Raw genomic sequence first — 16,015 nt, forward strand, 5'->3', positions numbered from 1 at the left:
CGACATATCGCCTGCCTTAAAGGTTCTGACTTGCATTGAGCTCGACTACCCCCAGTGATTGAATTTTGATATGAGGTGGTATCTCGTTGTATGAAAGGACCGTGACGTTCGGCATGAACCGCTCAGCAAGCCGTTTTATGTGCCTGCGTATATTCGGGGATGAAACCATGACGGGGGTGGCTCCGTACTGGTCGAACCTGTCCATAAGCTGCCGTGCGCTGTTCAGTATCCTCTGCGCCATGGCAGGATCTATGGCAAGATAGCTACCCTGCTCCGAGTGCTGGACGGCGTCCCCCACCGTTTCTTCCACATCCCTTGCGAGAGTGACGATATGGAGAGTATCGTCCCGCATCTTGTACTGCTCGATTATGTAACGGCCGAGGTTCTGCCGTACGAACTCAGTCAGCATCTCCGGGTCTTTGGTAACCCCGCCGTAATCCGCAAGGGTTTCCAGTATCGATCGGAGGTCCCGGATAGATACTCCCTCCTTGAGGAGGTTTTTCACTACCCGGAGCACGGTACCCAGATTGAGTAGAGACGGCACCAGCTCTTCCACAACCTTCGGAAATGTCGCCGCTATGTTGTCCAGAAGCTGCTGAAGTTCCTGGCGCCCCACCAGCTCGTGAGCGTGCTTCTTGATGATCTCGCTGATATGGGTCGCCATTATCGTGGTGTTGTCCACAACAGTGTAGCCGTAAAGCTGTGCCTGCTCCCTGTCCGCCGCCTTGATCCAGAGTGCAGGAAGATTGAATACGGGCTCGGTCGTATGAATCCCTTCCACTCTCCCGGTGGTCGCTCCGGAGTCCATCGCCAGATACTGGCCGTTGAGCTCTCCCCCTCCGACCTTAGCGCCTCGGATCAGGAAGTTGTATTCGTTCGGCTTCAACTGAAGGTTGTCATGAATATGGATAGGGGGAACAACGAATCCCATCTGCTGGGCATACTGCTTCCGAATGGAGCGGATACGCTCCAGCAGTTCCCCTTCCTGAGAAGCGTCAACCAAAGGCACGAGACCATAGCCGACCTCCAGCTCCAGAACATCGAGAGGCCGTATCGTGCTCACCTGCTCGGTGGCTTCATCGGCGCTGCGCTGCTCGCCTATATCCTCCTCGTCCACCGTGGAAAGCTTCTCCCTCGACATGCGCCCGACCAGGTACGTAACACCCGAAAGAAGGAAAAAAGCGAAGTGAGGAAGGCCCGGAATCAGGCCGAAGACAAAGAGAACGCCCGATGAGACGTAGAGGGCTTTCGGGTAGTTGAGGACCTGCCCTGACAACTCGTGCCCGAAATTTTTCTCGTCGGCAGAACGGGTGACTATGATACCGGCGGCGGTCGAAATGATAAGCGCGGGAATCTGGGCAACCAGACCCTCACCTATGGTAAGCAGGGTATAATTGGAAAGTGCGGTGTCCAGAGGCATCCCCTTCTGCCACACGCCGATTATAAAGCCGCCGATAATGTTGACGAGTGTGATAAGAATGCCGGCGACGGCATCTCCTCTCACGAACTTGCTCGCACCATCCATGGAACCGTAGAAGTCGGCTTCGCGGCTGACCTTCAGTCGGCGCGCCTTCGCCTCCTTCTCGTTTATCAGCCCACTCGACAGATCGGCATCGATCGCCATCTGCTTCCCGGGCATCGAGTCAAGAGTGAATCTTGCAGCGACCTCGGCAACGCGCCCCGCGCCCTTAGTTATGACGACAAAATTGATGATTACGAGAATGATGAAGATTACCGCGCCTACAACATAGTTCCCGCCTACCACGAACTGTCCGAAAGCCTTGATGACGCTCCCTGCTGCTTCGACCCCCTCATTTCCGTGGAGCAGGATGAGACGTGTCGATGCTATGTTGAGCGACAGCCTGAAAAGCGTAGTTATAAGGAGCACGGACGGAAATACTGAAAAATCGAGGGGCTGGGTGGTGTAGAGGGCTACGAGCAGGACCGCCAGAGAAATGGTTATGTTTGCCGCCAGGAAAATATCAAGAATGAAAGCCGGCAGCGGAATGATCATCAGTGCCAGGATGCCGATAAGCACCAACGCCATGTAGATGTCGGAGTTCTTCCTGAAAGATGTCAGCTCGAGAGCTTCTGCGGCGGAATTTGCCATTGAATCCGGACCTTGAGGATATCTGGGATCTGCAGCACATCTCTTTGTGCAACCGTTGTGCCAGTAAAACCTCGGTCACCGTGGAGCCTTTTGCAGCCAGCTTCGGCAAGATCAAAGGGTGAAAATGAAGGAGTTTCGGGAGAGAAAACCGGAAGGGATATGCTAGAACAGCGTCATTTTGATGATAAGGGGTCAATGCTTTGACAGGCAGGAAAAGCATTCTTGAAGCGGCTAGCGATGACAGTCATCAGGAGGCCGACGTCGCTGCCGGACTAGACTTTCCCTCTGATGCTGTAGACATATGCAAGCACCTCGGCAACCGCCGCATAAAGTGATTCCGGAATCGGCTCCCCTTCCTTTACGGTTGCATAAAGTTCACGGGCGAGAGGACGGTTCTCAACAAGCATCACCTTGTGCTCCCGCGCCATCTCCTTGATCTTCTGGGCCAGAAAATCAATTCCTTTGGCTATGACGACCGGCGCGGCCATGGTCTCCCTGTCATATTTGAGGGCTATTGCATAATGGGTGGGGTTAGTAATGACAACGTCGGCAGTCGGAATGATCTTACTCATCCTGCGGCGGGCCTGCTCGAACTGCATCTGTTTGATCTTTCCCTTGACCTGCGGGTCCCCCTCGGCATGCCTATGCTCGTCCTTGACCTCCTGCTTGGTCATCTTCAGGTTCTCAATGAACCGCCACCTGACGAATGCGAGATCCACAACAGCTAGAATGAGCATGACCCCGCAGGTGTGAAGCACGATCTTGTAGGACAGGTGACTCACGAACTCGACGATCCCCTGAATATCGCGCTCCACGAGGTAAATCACATCGTTCACCTCTTGTTGAAGGATTCGATACGCCACATATCCGACTATCGCGATCTTGACGAACGACTTCAGGACCTGGAATGCGGATTCCTTGTTGAGCAGTTTCTTCATTCCATTGAGGGGGTTCAGTTTCGTAAGATCGAAGGCCAGTTTCTCGGTGGAGAAAATCAGCCCTCCCTGTGAAATGGAGGAGACGATTCCTGCGAGCATGACGATGAGGACAAATGGCCCTAGGACTATCAGAAGAATAAGGAACTGCTTCAGCATGAGGCTGTACGCACCTGCTGAAGTCACTTCGTAGGTCCCGATGTTGGAAAGGATATCGCGGCTCATATTTTTAAGAGTGGAAAACATGAACCCACCGCTGGAATAGAGGGTAACAATGGCGGTGAAAAGCGTGATGGTAGTTGTCATTTCCGCGCTTCGCGGAATGTTCCCCTTCTTCTTCGCCTCATCGAGCCGTCTTGCTGTGGGTTGTTCTGTTTTGGAGTGTTTGTCTTCTGACATGGGCCGAACCTACGTGCCCAGCAGCTTGTAGAGCGCCTTGATGTGCTGCCCTACGCCGCCGAAGGCATTCTGCAGCGTGTGCAGGAAGACGAGGAGGGAGAGTCCGAGAATGAGGAATCCAACCCCGATGTTCAGTGGCATGCTCACCATGAAGATGTTCATTTGTGGAAACGAGCGCGCCATGATTCCCAGCACCACACTCGTCGCAAGGAGCGCCACCATGACCGGAGCCGCAAGCTTTATTCCTAGGATGAAGACATTGCCTACGCTATCGATGATAAAACTGACAAGTTCGCCGCTGATGTGCCACCCCCCGATGGGGATCAACTGGTAGCTCTCCACAATTGAGCGGATGAAGATATGGTGCACCCCCAGCGTCATGAAGAGGAGCATCGCCAGAAGGTTCTGAAAGGCCGCCATGGTGGAGACCTGATGTCCCATTGTCGGATCGAACATCGTTGCGATGGTCAGACCCATCTGCATCCCGATTACCTGTCCGCAGAATTCAACTGCCGTGAAGATCGTTTGCGACACAAGGCCAAGGGCAAGGCCGATCAGTGTTTCGCAGACAACGAGAAGCACGAGGGAGATGGGATCGGTGGGAAGAGTAGTGTTTCCCAGCCGCAATATCGGGTGGAGTGTCAGGGCCATTGCCAGGATGACTGCCATCTTGATCTTAGCCGGAACCGCCTTTCCGCCGAAAAGGGGGATCGCGGTGAATATGCCGGCCATGCGCCCGAGAATGAGTGTGAAGAGCGTAAACTCGTTGAGCGTTGAAAAGGGGAGCGTAAACCCCATGGCGTCAATGCCTCATCGAAGCTATAAAGCTGTAAATTTCACGTGTGAAGTCGCTCATGTAGCTCATCATCCAGGGAAAAAAAATGACCATGGCAACCATGACGGCAACAATCTTCGGCACGAACGCCAGGGTCGCCTCCTGAATTGAGGTCACCGCCTGGAAAATGCTTATCAGCAACCCAACCGTTAAGCTAAAAATGAGTATGGGTGCGGACAATATAAGGGTCGCTTCGAAACTCCTTCGGGCCAGTTGGGCCACCAGTTCGGGAGTCATTGTTACCTCCGGTTACTTAAATACTGTTCAGGAATCAGCCGAAGCTTTTCACGAGAGAGCCGATGACGAGGCCCCAACCATCGACCAGGACGAAGAGAAGTATCTTGAAGGGGAGCGAAATCATCACCGGCGGCAGCATCATCATCCCCATCGACATAAGTACGGATGCGACGACCATGTCCACTACGAGGAAGGGGATAAAAATCAGGAAACCGATCTGGAAAGCTGTGCGCAGCTCCGATATCATGAAGGCGGGGATCAGTGTCAGCGTAGGGATGTCGTCCGCGTTCTTGGGCCGAGGGTGCTTCGACATGCTCAGGAAGAGCGCGATGTCCTTCTCCCGCGTCTGTGTCAGCATGAACTTGCGCGCCGGAGCGACTGCCCGCTTGAGCGCTTCCTCCTGGCTGATCGTCTGAGCCTTGTAAGGCTGCAGGGCCTCCTTATTTATCTGCTGCCAGATAGGGCTCATGATGTAAAAGGTGATAAACAGCGACAGGCCTATGAGTATCTGGTTGGACGGCGCCTGCTGTGTGCCTAGAGCAGTACGGAGAAATGAGAGAACGACCACAATCCTGGTGAAGGAGGTTGTCATGATCAGCAACCCCGGCGCCAGGGAGAGAACCGTCATCAGGAAGAGTATTTGCAGGACTACCGATACGTCTCCAGGCTTGGTCGCTTTGCCGACACCGACACTGACTGTTGGCAGACCGAGAGGCTCTGCCAGCGCCGGCACGGCGGAGAGAACGGCAATGACGCAGAGGAGCACTATGGTGAATGCTCTACCTCTCACAGCTGCGCACCGACTTTTTTTCCAGGCACCTGCTGCGGTTTGAATGCAAACCGCCCCGCAAGCTCCGTCACCCTTTCCTTCATCCCTTCGGGGACGAACTTCGCCAATTCCGGCGTCGAGACTATTTCAATTTCTTCGATCATATCGATCTGCTTGATAAATTGCATTCCTTCTCCCGAGCTGCCGAGGAGGAGATACTCACCACCCACTTCAACCAGCATTAGTGACTTCTTCGGCGCCAGGTAGCGGCTCTCCACGAGGCGGATGTATCTGGCCCCCCCCGGGCTCTGCCCCAGGCGAAGCCACCGGTTGGAGATATAGCAAACTACCAACATCACTCCTATGACGACTGCAAGGGAAGCGATCATCTGGAGAAAGCTCCCTGCGAGACTGAAGCCCTGATCGGCCCTCGCCACGCCGGAAAATACCGGGAGCATCGCCACTGTAAGGAGAATTATGAGGCCCCTGCCGGGTCTGCCCATCACAGGACCTTTTCGACCCGTTCATTGGGGCTGATGATGTCCACGAGACGGATGCCGAACTTCTCGTTCACCACCACCGCTTCCCCGCGAGCGACCAGTTTGGAGTTGACGAACACATCCAGCGGCTCTCCCGCGAGCTTGGTCAGTTCCACCACCGATCCCTGATTGAGCTGGAGCACATCTTTCACAAGCAGTTTTGTTCTCCCCAGCTCCACCGTCAACTGCAGGGGTATATCGAGAATGAAATCGAGGTTTTTCTGCTCGGTGCCGACCTCTTTTATTTCCTCAGCTTCGTTACGCTCGCTCACTGCACGCCTCCCCTGTTCAATACTCCACTGATACGTGCTGCCTTGTTGCCGTTACGCACTCCGGCGATCCCTGAAAACTTGTCCACTCCCGCTACTTTTACCGTCAGTTCGTTCTGGTTCGGCCGATCCTCCAACAGAATGGTGTCGCCAGGCGCGAGGTGGAGGAGTTCCGCCATCGTTATTTTTGCCCTTCCCATCTCAACCGAGACATCGAGAGGGGCTTCCGTCAATTCGGCAGACAGCCGGTACGACCACTGCGGATCTACCGCCAGCAAATCAAAATGGGACCCGCTCTTCAGCTTGTCCCGGATCGGGTCTATTGTCATATAGGGCACGGCAAAGACCATGGTGCCAGTGGTGGCTTCTACCTGAATTTCAAGCGACATCGTTATGACCTGGTATTCCGAGGGAACAATGCTCACCATCCGGGGGTTAACTTCCATCTTCAACAGGTTCATGCGTGTGGCGTGAAGAGGTGCCCAAGCCTTTTCCATATCGGTAAGCATGTCTCTGACTATCTTTTCCATAAGCCGCAGCTCGATGGATGTAAACAGCCTGTTGTTTTGTGGAATATTCGGCTTTCCCGTCCCCCCCAGGATGCTGTCGACGATCGTGAAAACGAGAGTGCTGTCCATTGCGATGAGTGAGGCACCCTTGAGAGGATCGATTTTATAGATCGCCATGCAGACCGGTGAGGGAAGCGTCTGGAGAAAATCCTCGAACTTGAGCACCTTCGCCCCTACCTTCCGGTATTCCACCAGCTTCCGCAGACGCGCCGACATGTTACCGCGGTTGTAGCGGATAAAGCCGTCGTAGATTATGTCCAGATTGGGGACAAAGCCCTTGTTCGGATCGGTGGAGAAGAGATTGTAGTTGGATACTCCTCCTCCCTCCCGCGCCAGCTCCTTTTCCGGGTCGATCTTCCCCTCAAACACAGCCGACAGAAGGGCTTCTATTTCTTCCTTGCTCAGAATGTTTTCCATGGCCATGCCTCTTAACGCACCTGCTGGTTTACTGGACTACGAAATCGGTGAAGTAGACCCTGGTAACCTTACCCGGGGGAAGAATCTTGTTGGCCGCTGTAAGGATCTCGTCACGCAACTGGTTCTTCCCCTGCAGGTCCTGGATGTCCTGCATGGTCTTTGTCGTGAGCAGCACAAGGATTGCGTCACGCAGAGGCGACTGCCTAGCCTCGACTTCCGCTTTGGCTTCAGCGCCGGCTGTCTCGAACTCAACCTTCACCTTCAGGTACCTCATCTCCTGGCCGTCATAAACGTTGACTATAAAGGGTTCAAGCGCATAAATATTTGCAACCACGCCCTTTTCACCCGGCTTTGCCTCACCGTGCCCCGCCTTCGCCTCCGCAGGTTTTTCCTTCTCTTCCCCCTTCTCTCCCTTCCCGCCGGAGAGAAGAACGGCGACCACCACCGCCACGACAACCACCGCTGCTGCGATGATGATGTACAGCTTCATCTTATTGTCGGCAGGCTTGTCGTCCTTGGCCTGATCGTCTTTTGCCATCCCCGCTCCTCCTGTTGTGTGTAGTAATGCGTACCCGTCGGCCATTGCAACGTGAGTGCCAGACCTCACAGCCTCCTGAAACCGCAGGCCAGATGCGGACTCACGTCAATGTGCGTTTGAAATAAAGGTAGAATCGATCCGCGCTATGCGCGGTACTTTTGACAGAATCATCGTTCGCTGAGGGTAAATGCGGTATTTCAGCTCAATGAAAGGTCGATATTTTGACGTTTATATCCAGGAAGAAGAACTGCAGCCTCTTCTGGGAGATACACATATCCGAAAAAAAAACCCCAAGCCGGAGCAGCTTGGGGTTTTTCAGGTTAGCGCACTGATACTCTACCGTTTCAGATTCAGGACCTCCTGCATCATCTCGTCGGTAGTGGTAATGGTTTTTGAGTTGGCCGAATACGCGCGTTGGGTCGTGATCATCTTCACGAACTCTGAAGCCATATCCACGTTGCTCTGCTCCAATGAGTTGGACAGCACCTTGCCGACCCCGGGTGTGCTTGCGCTCGATATCTGCGGCTGTCCGGAGGCAAGTGTCTCCTCGAATAACGAGCCCCCGACCTTGGAGAGACCAATTGGAGCAGTGAAGCTCGCAAGCGCTACCTGGGCGATTTTCTGCAACTGCCCATTGGAGTAGGTACCGCTGACGAAGCCTTTATCATCCACGGTTACTTTGACGAGGCTTCCCTGGTAGTAACCGTCCTGAGTCTGCTGGTTTATGATAGACGCGCTTGCATACTGGGTGGAAGCACCGATTCCCATATCGAAGGTGATCGGCTGCGGAGTCGTTACCCCACCGGGAAATCCTATGTTTTGAGCCGCACCCGCCGCAGGTACCTGGGCCGTCAGCGCACCGGCAGCATTGAACGTGAGGCTGCCGTTGATCTGATTCCCCGGAACTCCATTGACAGTAGTGGCATCGGGAATGATCGTGTGAGTATCCCAGGCGTTGGCACCGGTCTTGCGAAAGTAGGTGGTGGCAGTGTGCGGATTGCCCTGGGAATCGTAGACAGTAAGGCTAGTGGAGAAGTTGGAGGTAGCGACCGGATTTGCCGGATTGAAGGCGGCTGGGACGGTCGCGGTGGAGTCGAGGTTGAAGTTCATCTCAACCGAAGAGGTGAGCCGTGGCGGCGTCGTCGCAAAGTTGGTGAGGTTGATGGGTCCGAGAACGCCGTTGGACTGCCCAGTTGCCGGAATGATGCCAGTCCCGAGCACCTGCATGCCCTCCGGATTCACCAGAATGTTGTCCCTATCAAAGTGGAAAGCGCCGGCCCTGGAGTAGAAGCGCCCTGAAGGGCTCTGCAGCATGAAGAAGGAATCTCCCTGGATGGCAAGGTCGGTACTGCTCTGGGTGCTTTCGAAGGACCCTTGGCTAAAAAGATTCTCCACACCTTGAATCTGCACGCCGCGCCCCACCTGTGATCCTCCCGAGATGGTGCTGGAGAGGACGTCGGAGAATAGCATGCGACCCGACTTGAATCCGGTCGTGTTGACATTGGAGATGTTGTTGCCGATGACGGTCATCGCTTCGCCCTGGGCGGCGAGACCGCTGATGCCTGTGTAAAGCGCTGAAGTAATACCCATGATATGCCTCCTAGCGGACAGCCATATTATCGGCTGCCGGGGTTGTCGGGACGCGTCTGTCGGTCGGCGTCCCCGGGCCCCCTGAGAAGGACCGGCCCGTTAATAATTGTCAGATAACCACCGCAGAATCTATGTTAGTAAAAACATTTCCCTGCATGCTTCCTCTGTCCATTGCAGTAATAACTGTCCGATTCTTGACACTGACCACCAGAGCTGCATCGCCAAGCATGATGAGTGATTCTCTCCCACCCTTCTGTGCGACGCTTTCCACTGCTCCCTGTAGCTGCTTCATATCGGTTTCGCTCAAGCTGATTCCGCGTGCCCGAAGCCGTTCCTGGGCATGCTGGCTGAATTTCACCTCTCCGGCAGGCAACTTCTGGCCGAGAATGTTGGCGAAATCCGGGTTCTGCTCCCCGGGACGCTGCGTTTTCGCATTGGGCTTCTGTGCCTGCCCGATGGTTAACGGTTCGGGAAAAAGGATTTTGTCGATCATGCTACGTCGCTCCTTTCACCGACAACACTGTTGAAAGTGGCACGTCCATCCCGCTCACCGTGAGCATCGGTTCGTCCCCTTCGAGAGTCACGGCCTCAACCCTGCCGGACATGAGCGGCTTTCCGTCAAACTTCTTGTCATCGCTACCTGTTGCAGTGACGGCATAACCGTATGTCCCCGGAGGAACGGCCCTGTTGTTGCCGTCTTTGCCGTCCCAGCTAATGACACCGTCTCCTGCCGGTGTCGTGCCCGCGGTGAGAGTGCGTACGAGCTTCCCGGCGACATCCCGAATCTCGACGAGAACTTTTTTGGCCTGTGCGGGCAGACGGAAGCCCAGAGTCGGGGTATCCCCGGTTTTAAGGCTGAATCCCCCACCTTCTGCGACGACGCTCTTGCCTATAAAGGAAACAGCTGACATTTCCTGTGCTCCATTAGCTGCGGCAAGCAGTTTTCCCAAGTTAGTGTTGGTATTGTAGGACTGTTCCACCTGGGTCAGCTGCGCCAGTTGGCCGATAAACTCCGAGCTGTCCTGAGGCTTGAGCGGATCCTGGTTTTTCAGCTGCGTTACGAACAGCTGAAGGAAGTCGTCCTTGTTCATTCCCGTCGCCTTCTTCATGGCGGCCGCTCCAGCCGTTGCGCTGGTAACTGCTGTTGCATCGTTCACCATCCTGCATCACCTCCCATCGCTATAATCTTAGATCAATCAACGAGCTTCCCCTCGCCTTCCAGTGGGTTGCCACTGTTGGCGCATCGTCCGCTCCGGCAACTCCAGTCGCCGCGTTCAGAGAGGGATAGGAACGCGTCCTGCCGGTACGTTTCCCCTCCCGGAACCCCTGCTCGGGGCCTTGGCCTCCGGTTGAAACAGCGAACCTGTCCATGGTGATGTTTTGGCGGGACAGGGTTTCACGAAGGGTGTCCATGTTCTGCATGAGGGCATCCTTCACCGTCTGGTTCTGCGCGACGATTTCCACCTTGAGCACCTGATCCGCCATCTGCAGCCTGATCTTCAGCTCGCCAAGCTCCGCCGGGCGCAGCTTCAGGGTCACCTCTCCCTGGTCCTTGGTCATCGGTTGGAATTCGAGCTGTTCCTTCACCTGCGCCATGATCTGCTCATGGTCTACCGGTCCCTTCTCCGTCTGGAGCTGCCGTGCCTGTACTTCGGTCACCTTCTGCATCTCTGGAAGCACCGGATGCGCCGTTTGTGCCGGGGTCTCCGGCACCTGTTCCGGCGTGTGTCCGGCCATTCCCACAGCTTCGGGTGCCTTCGTCTCTGTCGCAGGCACTTCCACCGTGATTTCCATAGGAGCGGCACCCTGCCCATCATTACGTAACAGGCCCGAAGCAACCGCCGCCTGATCCCGCTTTACCTCAGGCCCCTGGACCTGTCCGTCCACAGGAGGAAACACCGTGGTGGTGTTGCTCTTGGCCTGTGATGCCGTTACTGCCGCCGAAGGTTCTTTCTGCATGCTGACATCGACCGGCTCCTGGGTCTGCCGACCCTCGATACCGCCCGTTGCTGGTCTGCCGGTTACGACTTTCTCATTTCCTGCCTCCGGCTTGTAATTCGCATGCAGGCTTACCTCTGCCGTTTCGCCTGATTGCTGCGTCGGCTTCTGCTCAAGCATCCTTTCTGCCGGAAGATGAGTATTGGTTTCTATCTCTTCCGGCTGTACAGCGGGTGCTTGGGACATGGCTGTTGAAGCGGCTTGTTGTGCAACCTCACGATGCGTGCCATTAAAAGAAGGCTGGGGTACCCTCTCCCCTGCGACCTCCTGCTTCCCCTGTTTCCGCTCTTGAGCTTCGACAGGCACAGAAAGAATGGATTGCTCCCCTTCAGCGGGAGCGGCTGCAGCAGATACTGTAGTCGCTCCGGTAGCGGTTGACATGGCAGCCACAGCAACGTCCGCCCATACTTCCAAAGGGATGGCTGCCGTTAAAGATTCTTCCGACGACTGCTCATCCTTTACGGGCTCTTCTGCTTGTGACGACCCGTCTGCCGCGAGAATCCCAGCCTCTCCTTTTTCCTGCACCAGCTTCGCAAAGAGGAGATCGAACAGCATCTCTCCCTTCTCCGCAATCCCAGAGCCCACTGCAGGCGCCTGCACTGCATCCTGTCCAGGCAGAACCGGCAATTGCGGCATCATTTGCATCATTATCTCCATTGATTTCACCTCCTTTCCAGTGAATTTGACTCCTGAAAGATTATATAGCTGCGTTATCTAACCTGCAGGTTCTCCTTAACCCACTTGACGACTCTTGGCTGATTAAGGTGCGGGATGAGCTTCACCGCCGTCTTCTGATCCATCCTGTCGAGAAAGTCGATGGCTATATCCTCGTCGAGCTTGTCGACCAGCTTTGCCGACTCTTCCGGCTTCAGCTTCTTGAAGAGCTTGAGCATCTTCGTGTAACGCTCCCCGCTCTTTTCAGCTTCCGTCTTTCTTTTGGCGGAGAGGGAGTCTTCAAGCATTTTTTTGGTGTTATTTATCTCCCTGATCCTTGCATCAAGCTGTTCCGTTAATTTTTTGAGCTCCTGCTCCTTTGCAGCCAGGGCCGCCTCCTTCTCGGCAAGCTGTTGTCGCCGCAGCTCCAACCCCTCCGCCTCATCCTGCGGAGCCTTCTGAGTGGCAGATCTGGAAGCAGTGGCTGGTGTCCTTGCCTGCCCCCCGCCAGCCGGAGCGCCTGCTGCAGCTTCCGACTCCTGGACCTGCGAGGTGCCGTGAACGGAAACCAGCATGTTCCATAAAATTGCCATGCATAGTGCTTTAGATATCTTTTTCATCACTTAGCGCGGTTTCTCTGGATAGCTATTTCATCAAGAAACGCACGCTCCTTCTCCGACAACTCCTGCCGGTGCGCCGTCAGCTTCTTGTCCTTGAAGGCCTCCAGAACCTTTTTATCCTTCGCTGCCTCGAGCAGCGTCTCTCGCTTCTCGGTCACGTTGCGGTCAAGACAATGGAGGTTGTGCCGCTGGAGCTTGATGTCCACGCTCTTCTTGCTTGAAAAGTTGGCGTAGAGCTGCAACTCCGATGCAAGCACCCCCGCCGATTGCTTGCCTGTAAATTCAAGCGCCAGCCGGTCGGCTTCCTCTTCTTCCCGCTTAAGGCGCTCCTCTGCGCGCTTATATTCATTTCTCGCCGCATTGAACTCCAGCTTGCGGACCTTCTCGATTTCCTGCCGAAAATTCAGAATCCTCTCCAGCTCAAATCCTCGCTTCTGCATGAGCTACCTCGCTGTTGCCTTACTGTCGTCCGAAGACTGATTCCAGTCCCGCCACAGCCTGATCGAAACTGACCGCATCGTGCACTCCCTGCCTCTGATAGGCCATCATCTCTTCCATCTTCCCTATGGCCTCATCTATCTTTGGATTGCTTCCAGGCTTGTAGGCACCGATGTTGATAAGGTCTTCCGACTGGCGGTAGGTCGCCATCAGCTCCTTGAACTTTCCGACAAGTTCCTGCTGGCCCTTTTCCGTTACATCCATCATGACTCGGCTGGCACTTGCAAGCACGTCAATCGGTGGATAAATGTTCCGCTCAGCCAGGTCCCGGGACAGCAGGATGTGGCCGTCCAGAATGCTTCTCATGGCATCGGAGATCGGCTCGTTGAAGTCGTCCCCCTCCACGAGCACGGTGTAAAGACCCGTAATGCTCCCCTCACGAAAGTTTCCGGACCGCTCCAGCAGCTTCGGGAGAGCCGCGAAAACCGATGGTGTGTATCCTTTTGTAGTAGGAGGCTCACCTATGGCGAGCCCAACCTCTCTCATGGCCATTGCGAAACGGGTAGCCGAGTCCATCATTAGCAGGACCTTCTTTCCCTGTGCCTGAAAGTACTCCGCAATGGTAGTGGCGATGAACGCGCCTCTCATTCTGACGAGGGGAGGCTGGTCCGAAGTTGCCACGACCACGACCGATTTCTTGAGCCCCTCCTCCTGCAGGTCCTTCTCTATGAATTCGCGAAGTTCCCGGCCACGTTCGCCGATAAGGGCGATGACATTGACGTCGGCCTCTGTATAACGCGCTATCATGCCGAGAAGCGTCGACTTACCCACTCCGGAGCCTGCCATGATCCCGACACGCTGCCCCTCTCCGCAGGTAAGCAGGCCGTTGATTGCGCGGATGCCGAGATCCAGAGGTTTTCTGATGGGGGCACGCTTCATCGGATTGACCGGTGTGGCGTAAATCGGGTACTCCTCGTTGGCTATGACTGGTCCCCGCTCATCAATGGGGGCACCAAGCCCGTTCACCACTCGTCCAAGCAGTCCCGGACCTACCTTTAGTGTCGCCTTTTTCCGGCGCACAGAAATAAGACTCCCCAGCCCTACCCCCCGCAGTTCACCGAGAGGCATGAGGAGGGTCTTGTTATCTCTGAATCCGACAACTTCCGCAGGAATAGGGCTTCCTTCGTGTGGGTGGACTTCGCAAAGGGTCCCCACTGCCGTGTCCGGGCAGTATCCTTCGATGACCAGTCCTACTACCTGCGTCACTTTTCCGAGGAACCGTATCTGCCTGACAGACTCGACACCGGGCATGTACCGGGACAGGTCAACTTTTTGCGTCATCATTCTGACTATCCTCTATGGTCGACGGCACCCCGGGCATCCCCCGCTCTTCCATGAATTTCCGGTAGATTTCTTCCAGTTGAACGTCAATGCGGGCATCTATGGTCCCAGTGACCGTCTCCACCATGCACCCCCCGGAAACGATGCTTTCATCGGGAGTAAGGGTAATGCGGGCATCGCTTCCCGTACCCGAAAGATAGCGCTCCCGGTCAGCGATCACCAGCTGGTAGTCGTTGGGATTCAGGCGAATGTTGATCTTGTCGAGTTCAGTGCATACACCTATGGCCGCTGAAATGATATTGGCGAGTATTTGCGGATCATGACTGATCTCCTGCTGGATGATCTTTCTTGCAACCATGATGGCGAGCTTTAACAGGTCGTCTTCGCTCTCTCGCAGCACCTTTTCGCGCAGGCCGGTAATTGCTGCAATCCCTTCCCGAAGAGATTTGAATACATTGGCGAGCCCACGCTCCGCGGCCTGGCGACCTTCATCCACCCCTCTCTGATAGACCTCCTGCAATCTCTGCTGCAGCTCCTGTTCGACAATTACAGCCATCTCTTCCGACGAAACTGCAGGGTCCGCAGAAAACTGCTCCTGCGCCTCGGGAGCTGGTTCCGGAACCTCACCTGCAGGAGCGAAAAGGAGCGGAATGAAGTCGTCTTCACAGGTTCCTCGGACAGTAGACGTTTCGCTGGAAAGTACCGCGTACATGACACTGCTGATTGCGTGCTCCGCAAGCCGTTCCGACTTGATGACCTTAGACGAGGACATCATCCGCTCCACGGCCTGCCAATACAACCTTCCCTTCCTCTTCCATCTTCCGCACGATCTTGATGATTTCCGTCTGTGCCTTTTCCACGTCAGAGAGCCGTACGGGACCCATCACCTCGATGTCCTCTTTGATCATCTCCGCCGCACGGCTGGAGATGTTGCGGAAGACCTTCTCCCTTACCTCTTCGCTGGACGCTTTTATGGCCAGCGTCAGAGTATCGTTGGAAACCTCGCGCATGATCCCCTGGATCGTGCGGTCGTCGAGCTTGAAGATGTCGTCGAAGGTAAACAGGTGCTTTCTGATTGCCTCGGCAAGAGGCGGGTTCATCACGTCGAGGCTGTCGAGGATGCGCTTCTCCCTGCTCCTGTCCAGGTGGTTGAACATCTCGACGACCTTTTCGACGCCACCGACCTTGAACCGCTGAATCCCTCCCATGGCGGTCAGCTCTTTCCTGATTACATCGTCGATGTCCGAAAGAATCTCTGGTGAAACCTGGTCTACATCTGCAATCCGGATAACGACCTCGGCCTGGAGCTCCTGGGGAAGATGGCTGATGATCTCGCTTGTCTGCTTTGGGCGGAGCTTGGCTACAATAACTGCTATGGTCTGCGGGTGCTCCTGACTCAGAAAGTTGGCGATGGTCTTCGGGTCCATGTTCGCAAGGATGTCTTCCAGATCGCCGAAATTGGAAGTACTCAGCTCCTGTAGGAGCATCTCCGCCTTCTGCGGACCGAGCGCTTTCTCCAGAATCTTCCGAACGAATTCGTCCCCTTGGGAGAAGAATCCGGATTCAGGATTTGTTATCTGTGTGAACTCCTCCACAACCTCCTGTATAACAGGCAGAGTCACGTGGCCAAGATTGGCCATTGCCTGGCTAATCTTCTTGATCTCGCTGTCTTCCATGTGCTGAAAGACCTTGCTCGTAGCTTCAGTCCCCACATATAGAAGGAGGATCGCTGCTTTTTCGGTACCTGTCAGAGTGGA

General features: G+C 55.1%; 18 protein-coding genes. All 18 read right to left on the minus strand.

The window, feature by feature from the left end; all coding sequences use genetic code 11:
* Nucleotides 1–16: 16 nt before the first annotated feature.
* The gene (gene flhA / locus CFB04_RS12290) at nt 17–2,110 is read right to left on the minus strand and encodes a flagellar biosynthesis protein FlhA (protein WP_088535548.1); all 2,094 of its coding nucleotides are present in this window, start codon (nt 2,108–2,110) and stop codon (nt 17–19) included.
* A gap of 272 nt (nt 2,111–2,382) precedes the next feature.
* Nucleotides 2,383–3,444 (minus strand): flagellar biosynthesis protein FlhB, encoded by a 1,062-nt coding sequence (gene flhB / locus CFB04_RS12295; RefSeq protein ID WP_088535549.1) that lies wholly within the window; start codon nt 3,442–3,444, stop codon nt 2,383–2,385.
* Nucleotides 3,445–3,453: 9 nt separating this feature from the next.
* Nucleotides 3,454–4,242, minus strand: a complete 789-nt coding sequence (fliR, locus tag CFB04_RS12300; protein WP_088535550.1) for a flagellar biosynthetic protein FliR — start codon at nt 4,240–4,242, stop codon at nt 3,454–3,456.
* A gap of 4 nt (nt 4,243–4,246) precedes the next feature.
* On the minus strand, nt 4,247–4,516 hold the full coding sequence (gene fliQ / locus CFB04_RS12305) for a flagellar biosynthesis protein FliQ (protein ID WP_088535551.1): 270 nt from the start codon (nt 4,514–4,516) through the stop codon (nt 4,247–4,249).
* A 34-nt stretch (nt 4,517–4,550) separates the two neighbouring features.
* Nucleotides 4,551–5,306 (minus strand): flagellar type III secretion system pore protein FliP, encoded by a 756-nt coding sequence (fliP, locus tag CFB04_RS12310; protein ID WP_088535552.1) that lies wholly within the window; start codon nt 5,304–5,306, stop codon nt 4,551–4,553.
* On the minus strand, nt 5,303–5,788 hold the full coding sequence (gene fliO, locus CFB04_RS12315) for a flagellar biosynthetic protein FliO (protein ID WP_231934171.1): 486 nt from the start codon (nt 5,786–5,788) through the stop codon (nt 5,303–5,305). Before fliO ends, fliP begins: the two co-directional genes overlap by 4 nt.
* Nucleotides 5,788–6,096 carry a flagellar motor switch protein FliN gene (fliN, locus tag CFB04_RS12320; protein WP_172825498.1) on the minus strand — a complete coding sequence of 103 codons (309 nt, stop codon included), beginning with the start codon at nt 6,094–6,096 and terminating at the stop codon, nt 5,788–5,790. Before fliN ends, fliO begins: the two co-directional genes overlap by 1 nt.
* The gene (gene fliM, locus CFB04_RS12325) at nt 6,093–7,079 is read right to left on the minus strand and encodes a flagellar motor switch protein FliM (protein ID WP_088536816.1); all 987 of its coding nucleotides are present in this window, start codon (nt 7,077–7,079) and stop codon (nt 6,093–6,095) included. The genes fliN and fliM overlap by 4 nt, the downstream gene beginning before the upstream one ends.
* A gap of 28 nt (nt 7,080–7,107) precedes the next feature.
* Nucleotides 7,108–7,617: a flagellar basal body-associated protein FliL gene (gene fliL / locus CFB04_RS12330; protein WP_088535553.1), complete on the minus strand. Its 510-nt coding sequence runs from the start codon at nt 7,615–7,617 to the stop codon at nt 7,108–7,110.
* Between the two features lie 336 nt (nt 7,618–7,953).
* Nucleotides 7,954–9,207 carry a flagellar hook protein FlgE gene (locus CFB04_RS12335; protein WP_088535554.1) on the minus strand — a complete coding sequence of 418 codons (1,254 nt, stop codon included), beginning with the start codon at nt 9,205–9,207 and terminating at the stop codon, nt 7,954–7,956.
* Between the two features lie 109 nt (nt 9,208–9,316).
* Entirely contained in the window at nt 9,317–9,700 is a 384-nt protein-coding gene (locus tag CFB04_RS12340; protein ID WP_088535555.1) for a TIGR02530 family flagellar biosynthesis protein, read from the minus strand.
* Between the two features lies 1 nt (nt 9,701).
* Nucleotides 9,702–10,367: a flagellar hook assembly protein FlgD gene (locus CFB04_RS12345; RefSeq protein WP_088535556.1), complete on the minus strand. Its 666-nt coding sequence runs from the start codon at nt 10,365–10,367 to the stop codon at nt 9,702–9,704.
* A gap of 19 nt (nt 10,368–10,386) precedes the next feature.
* Nucleotides 10,387–11,862: a flagellar hook-length control protein FliK gene (locus tag CFB04_RS12350; RefSeq protein ID WP_088535557.1), complete on the minus strand. Its 1,476-nt coding sequence runs from the start codon at nt 11,860–11,862 to the stop codon at nt 10,387–10,389.
* Between the two features lie 53 nt (nt 11,863–11,915).
* Entirely contained in the window at nt 11,916–12,479 is a 564-nt protein-coding gene (locus CFB04_RS12355) for a hypothetical protein (RefSeq protein WP_157698790.1), read from the minus strand.
* Entirely contained in the window at nt 12,479–12,919 is a 441-nt protein-coding gene (fliJ, locus tag CFB04_RS12360; RefSeq protein ID WP_088535559.1) for a flagellar export protein FliJ, read from the minus strand. The genes CFB04_RS12355 and fliJ overlap by 1 nt, the downstream gene beginning before the upstream one ends.
* Before the next feature lie 19 nt (nt 12,920–12,938).
* Nucleotides 12,939–14,261: a flagellar protein export ATPase FliI gene (fliI, locus tag CFB04_RS12365; protein WP_088535560.1), complete on the minus strand. Its 1,323-nt coding sequence runs from the start codon at nt 14,259–14,261 to the stop codon at nt 12,939–12,941.
* Entirely contained in the window at nt 14,242–15,033 is a 792-nt protein-coding gene (locus CFB04_RS12370) for a FliH/SctL family protein (RefSeq protein WP_088535561.1), read from the minus strand. The genes fliI and CFB04_RS12370 overlap by 20 nt, the downstream gene beginning before the upstream one ends.
* Nucleotides 15,017–16,009, minus strand: coding sequence for a flagellar motor switch protein FliG (gene fliG, locus CFB04_RS12375; protein WP_088536817.1), 993 nt, complete (start codon nt 16,007–16,009; stop codon nt 15,017–15,019). Before fliG ends, CFB04_RS12370 begins: the two co-directional genes overlap by 17 nt.
* Between the last annotated feature and the right edge of the window lie 6 nt (nt 16,010–16,015).

The organism is Geobacter sp. DSM 9736 (genome assembly GCF_900187405.1).
Taxonomy (GTDB): Bacteria; Desulfobacterota; Desulfuromonadia; order Geobacterales; family Geobacteraceae; genus DSM-9736.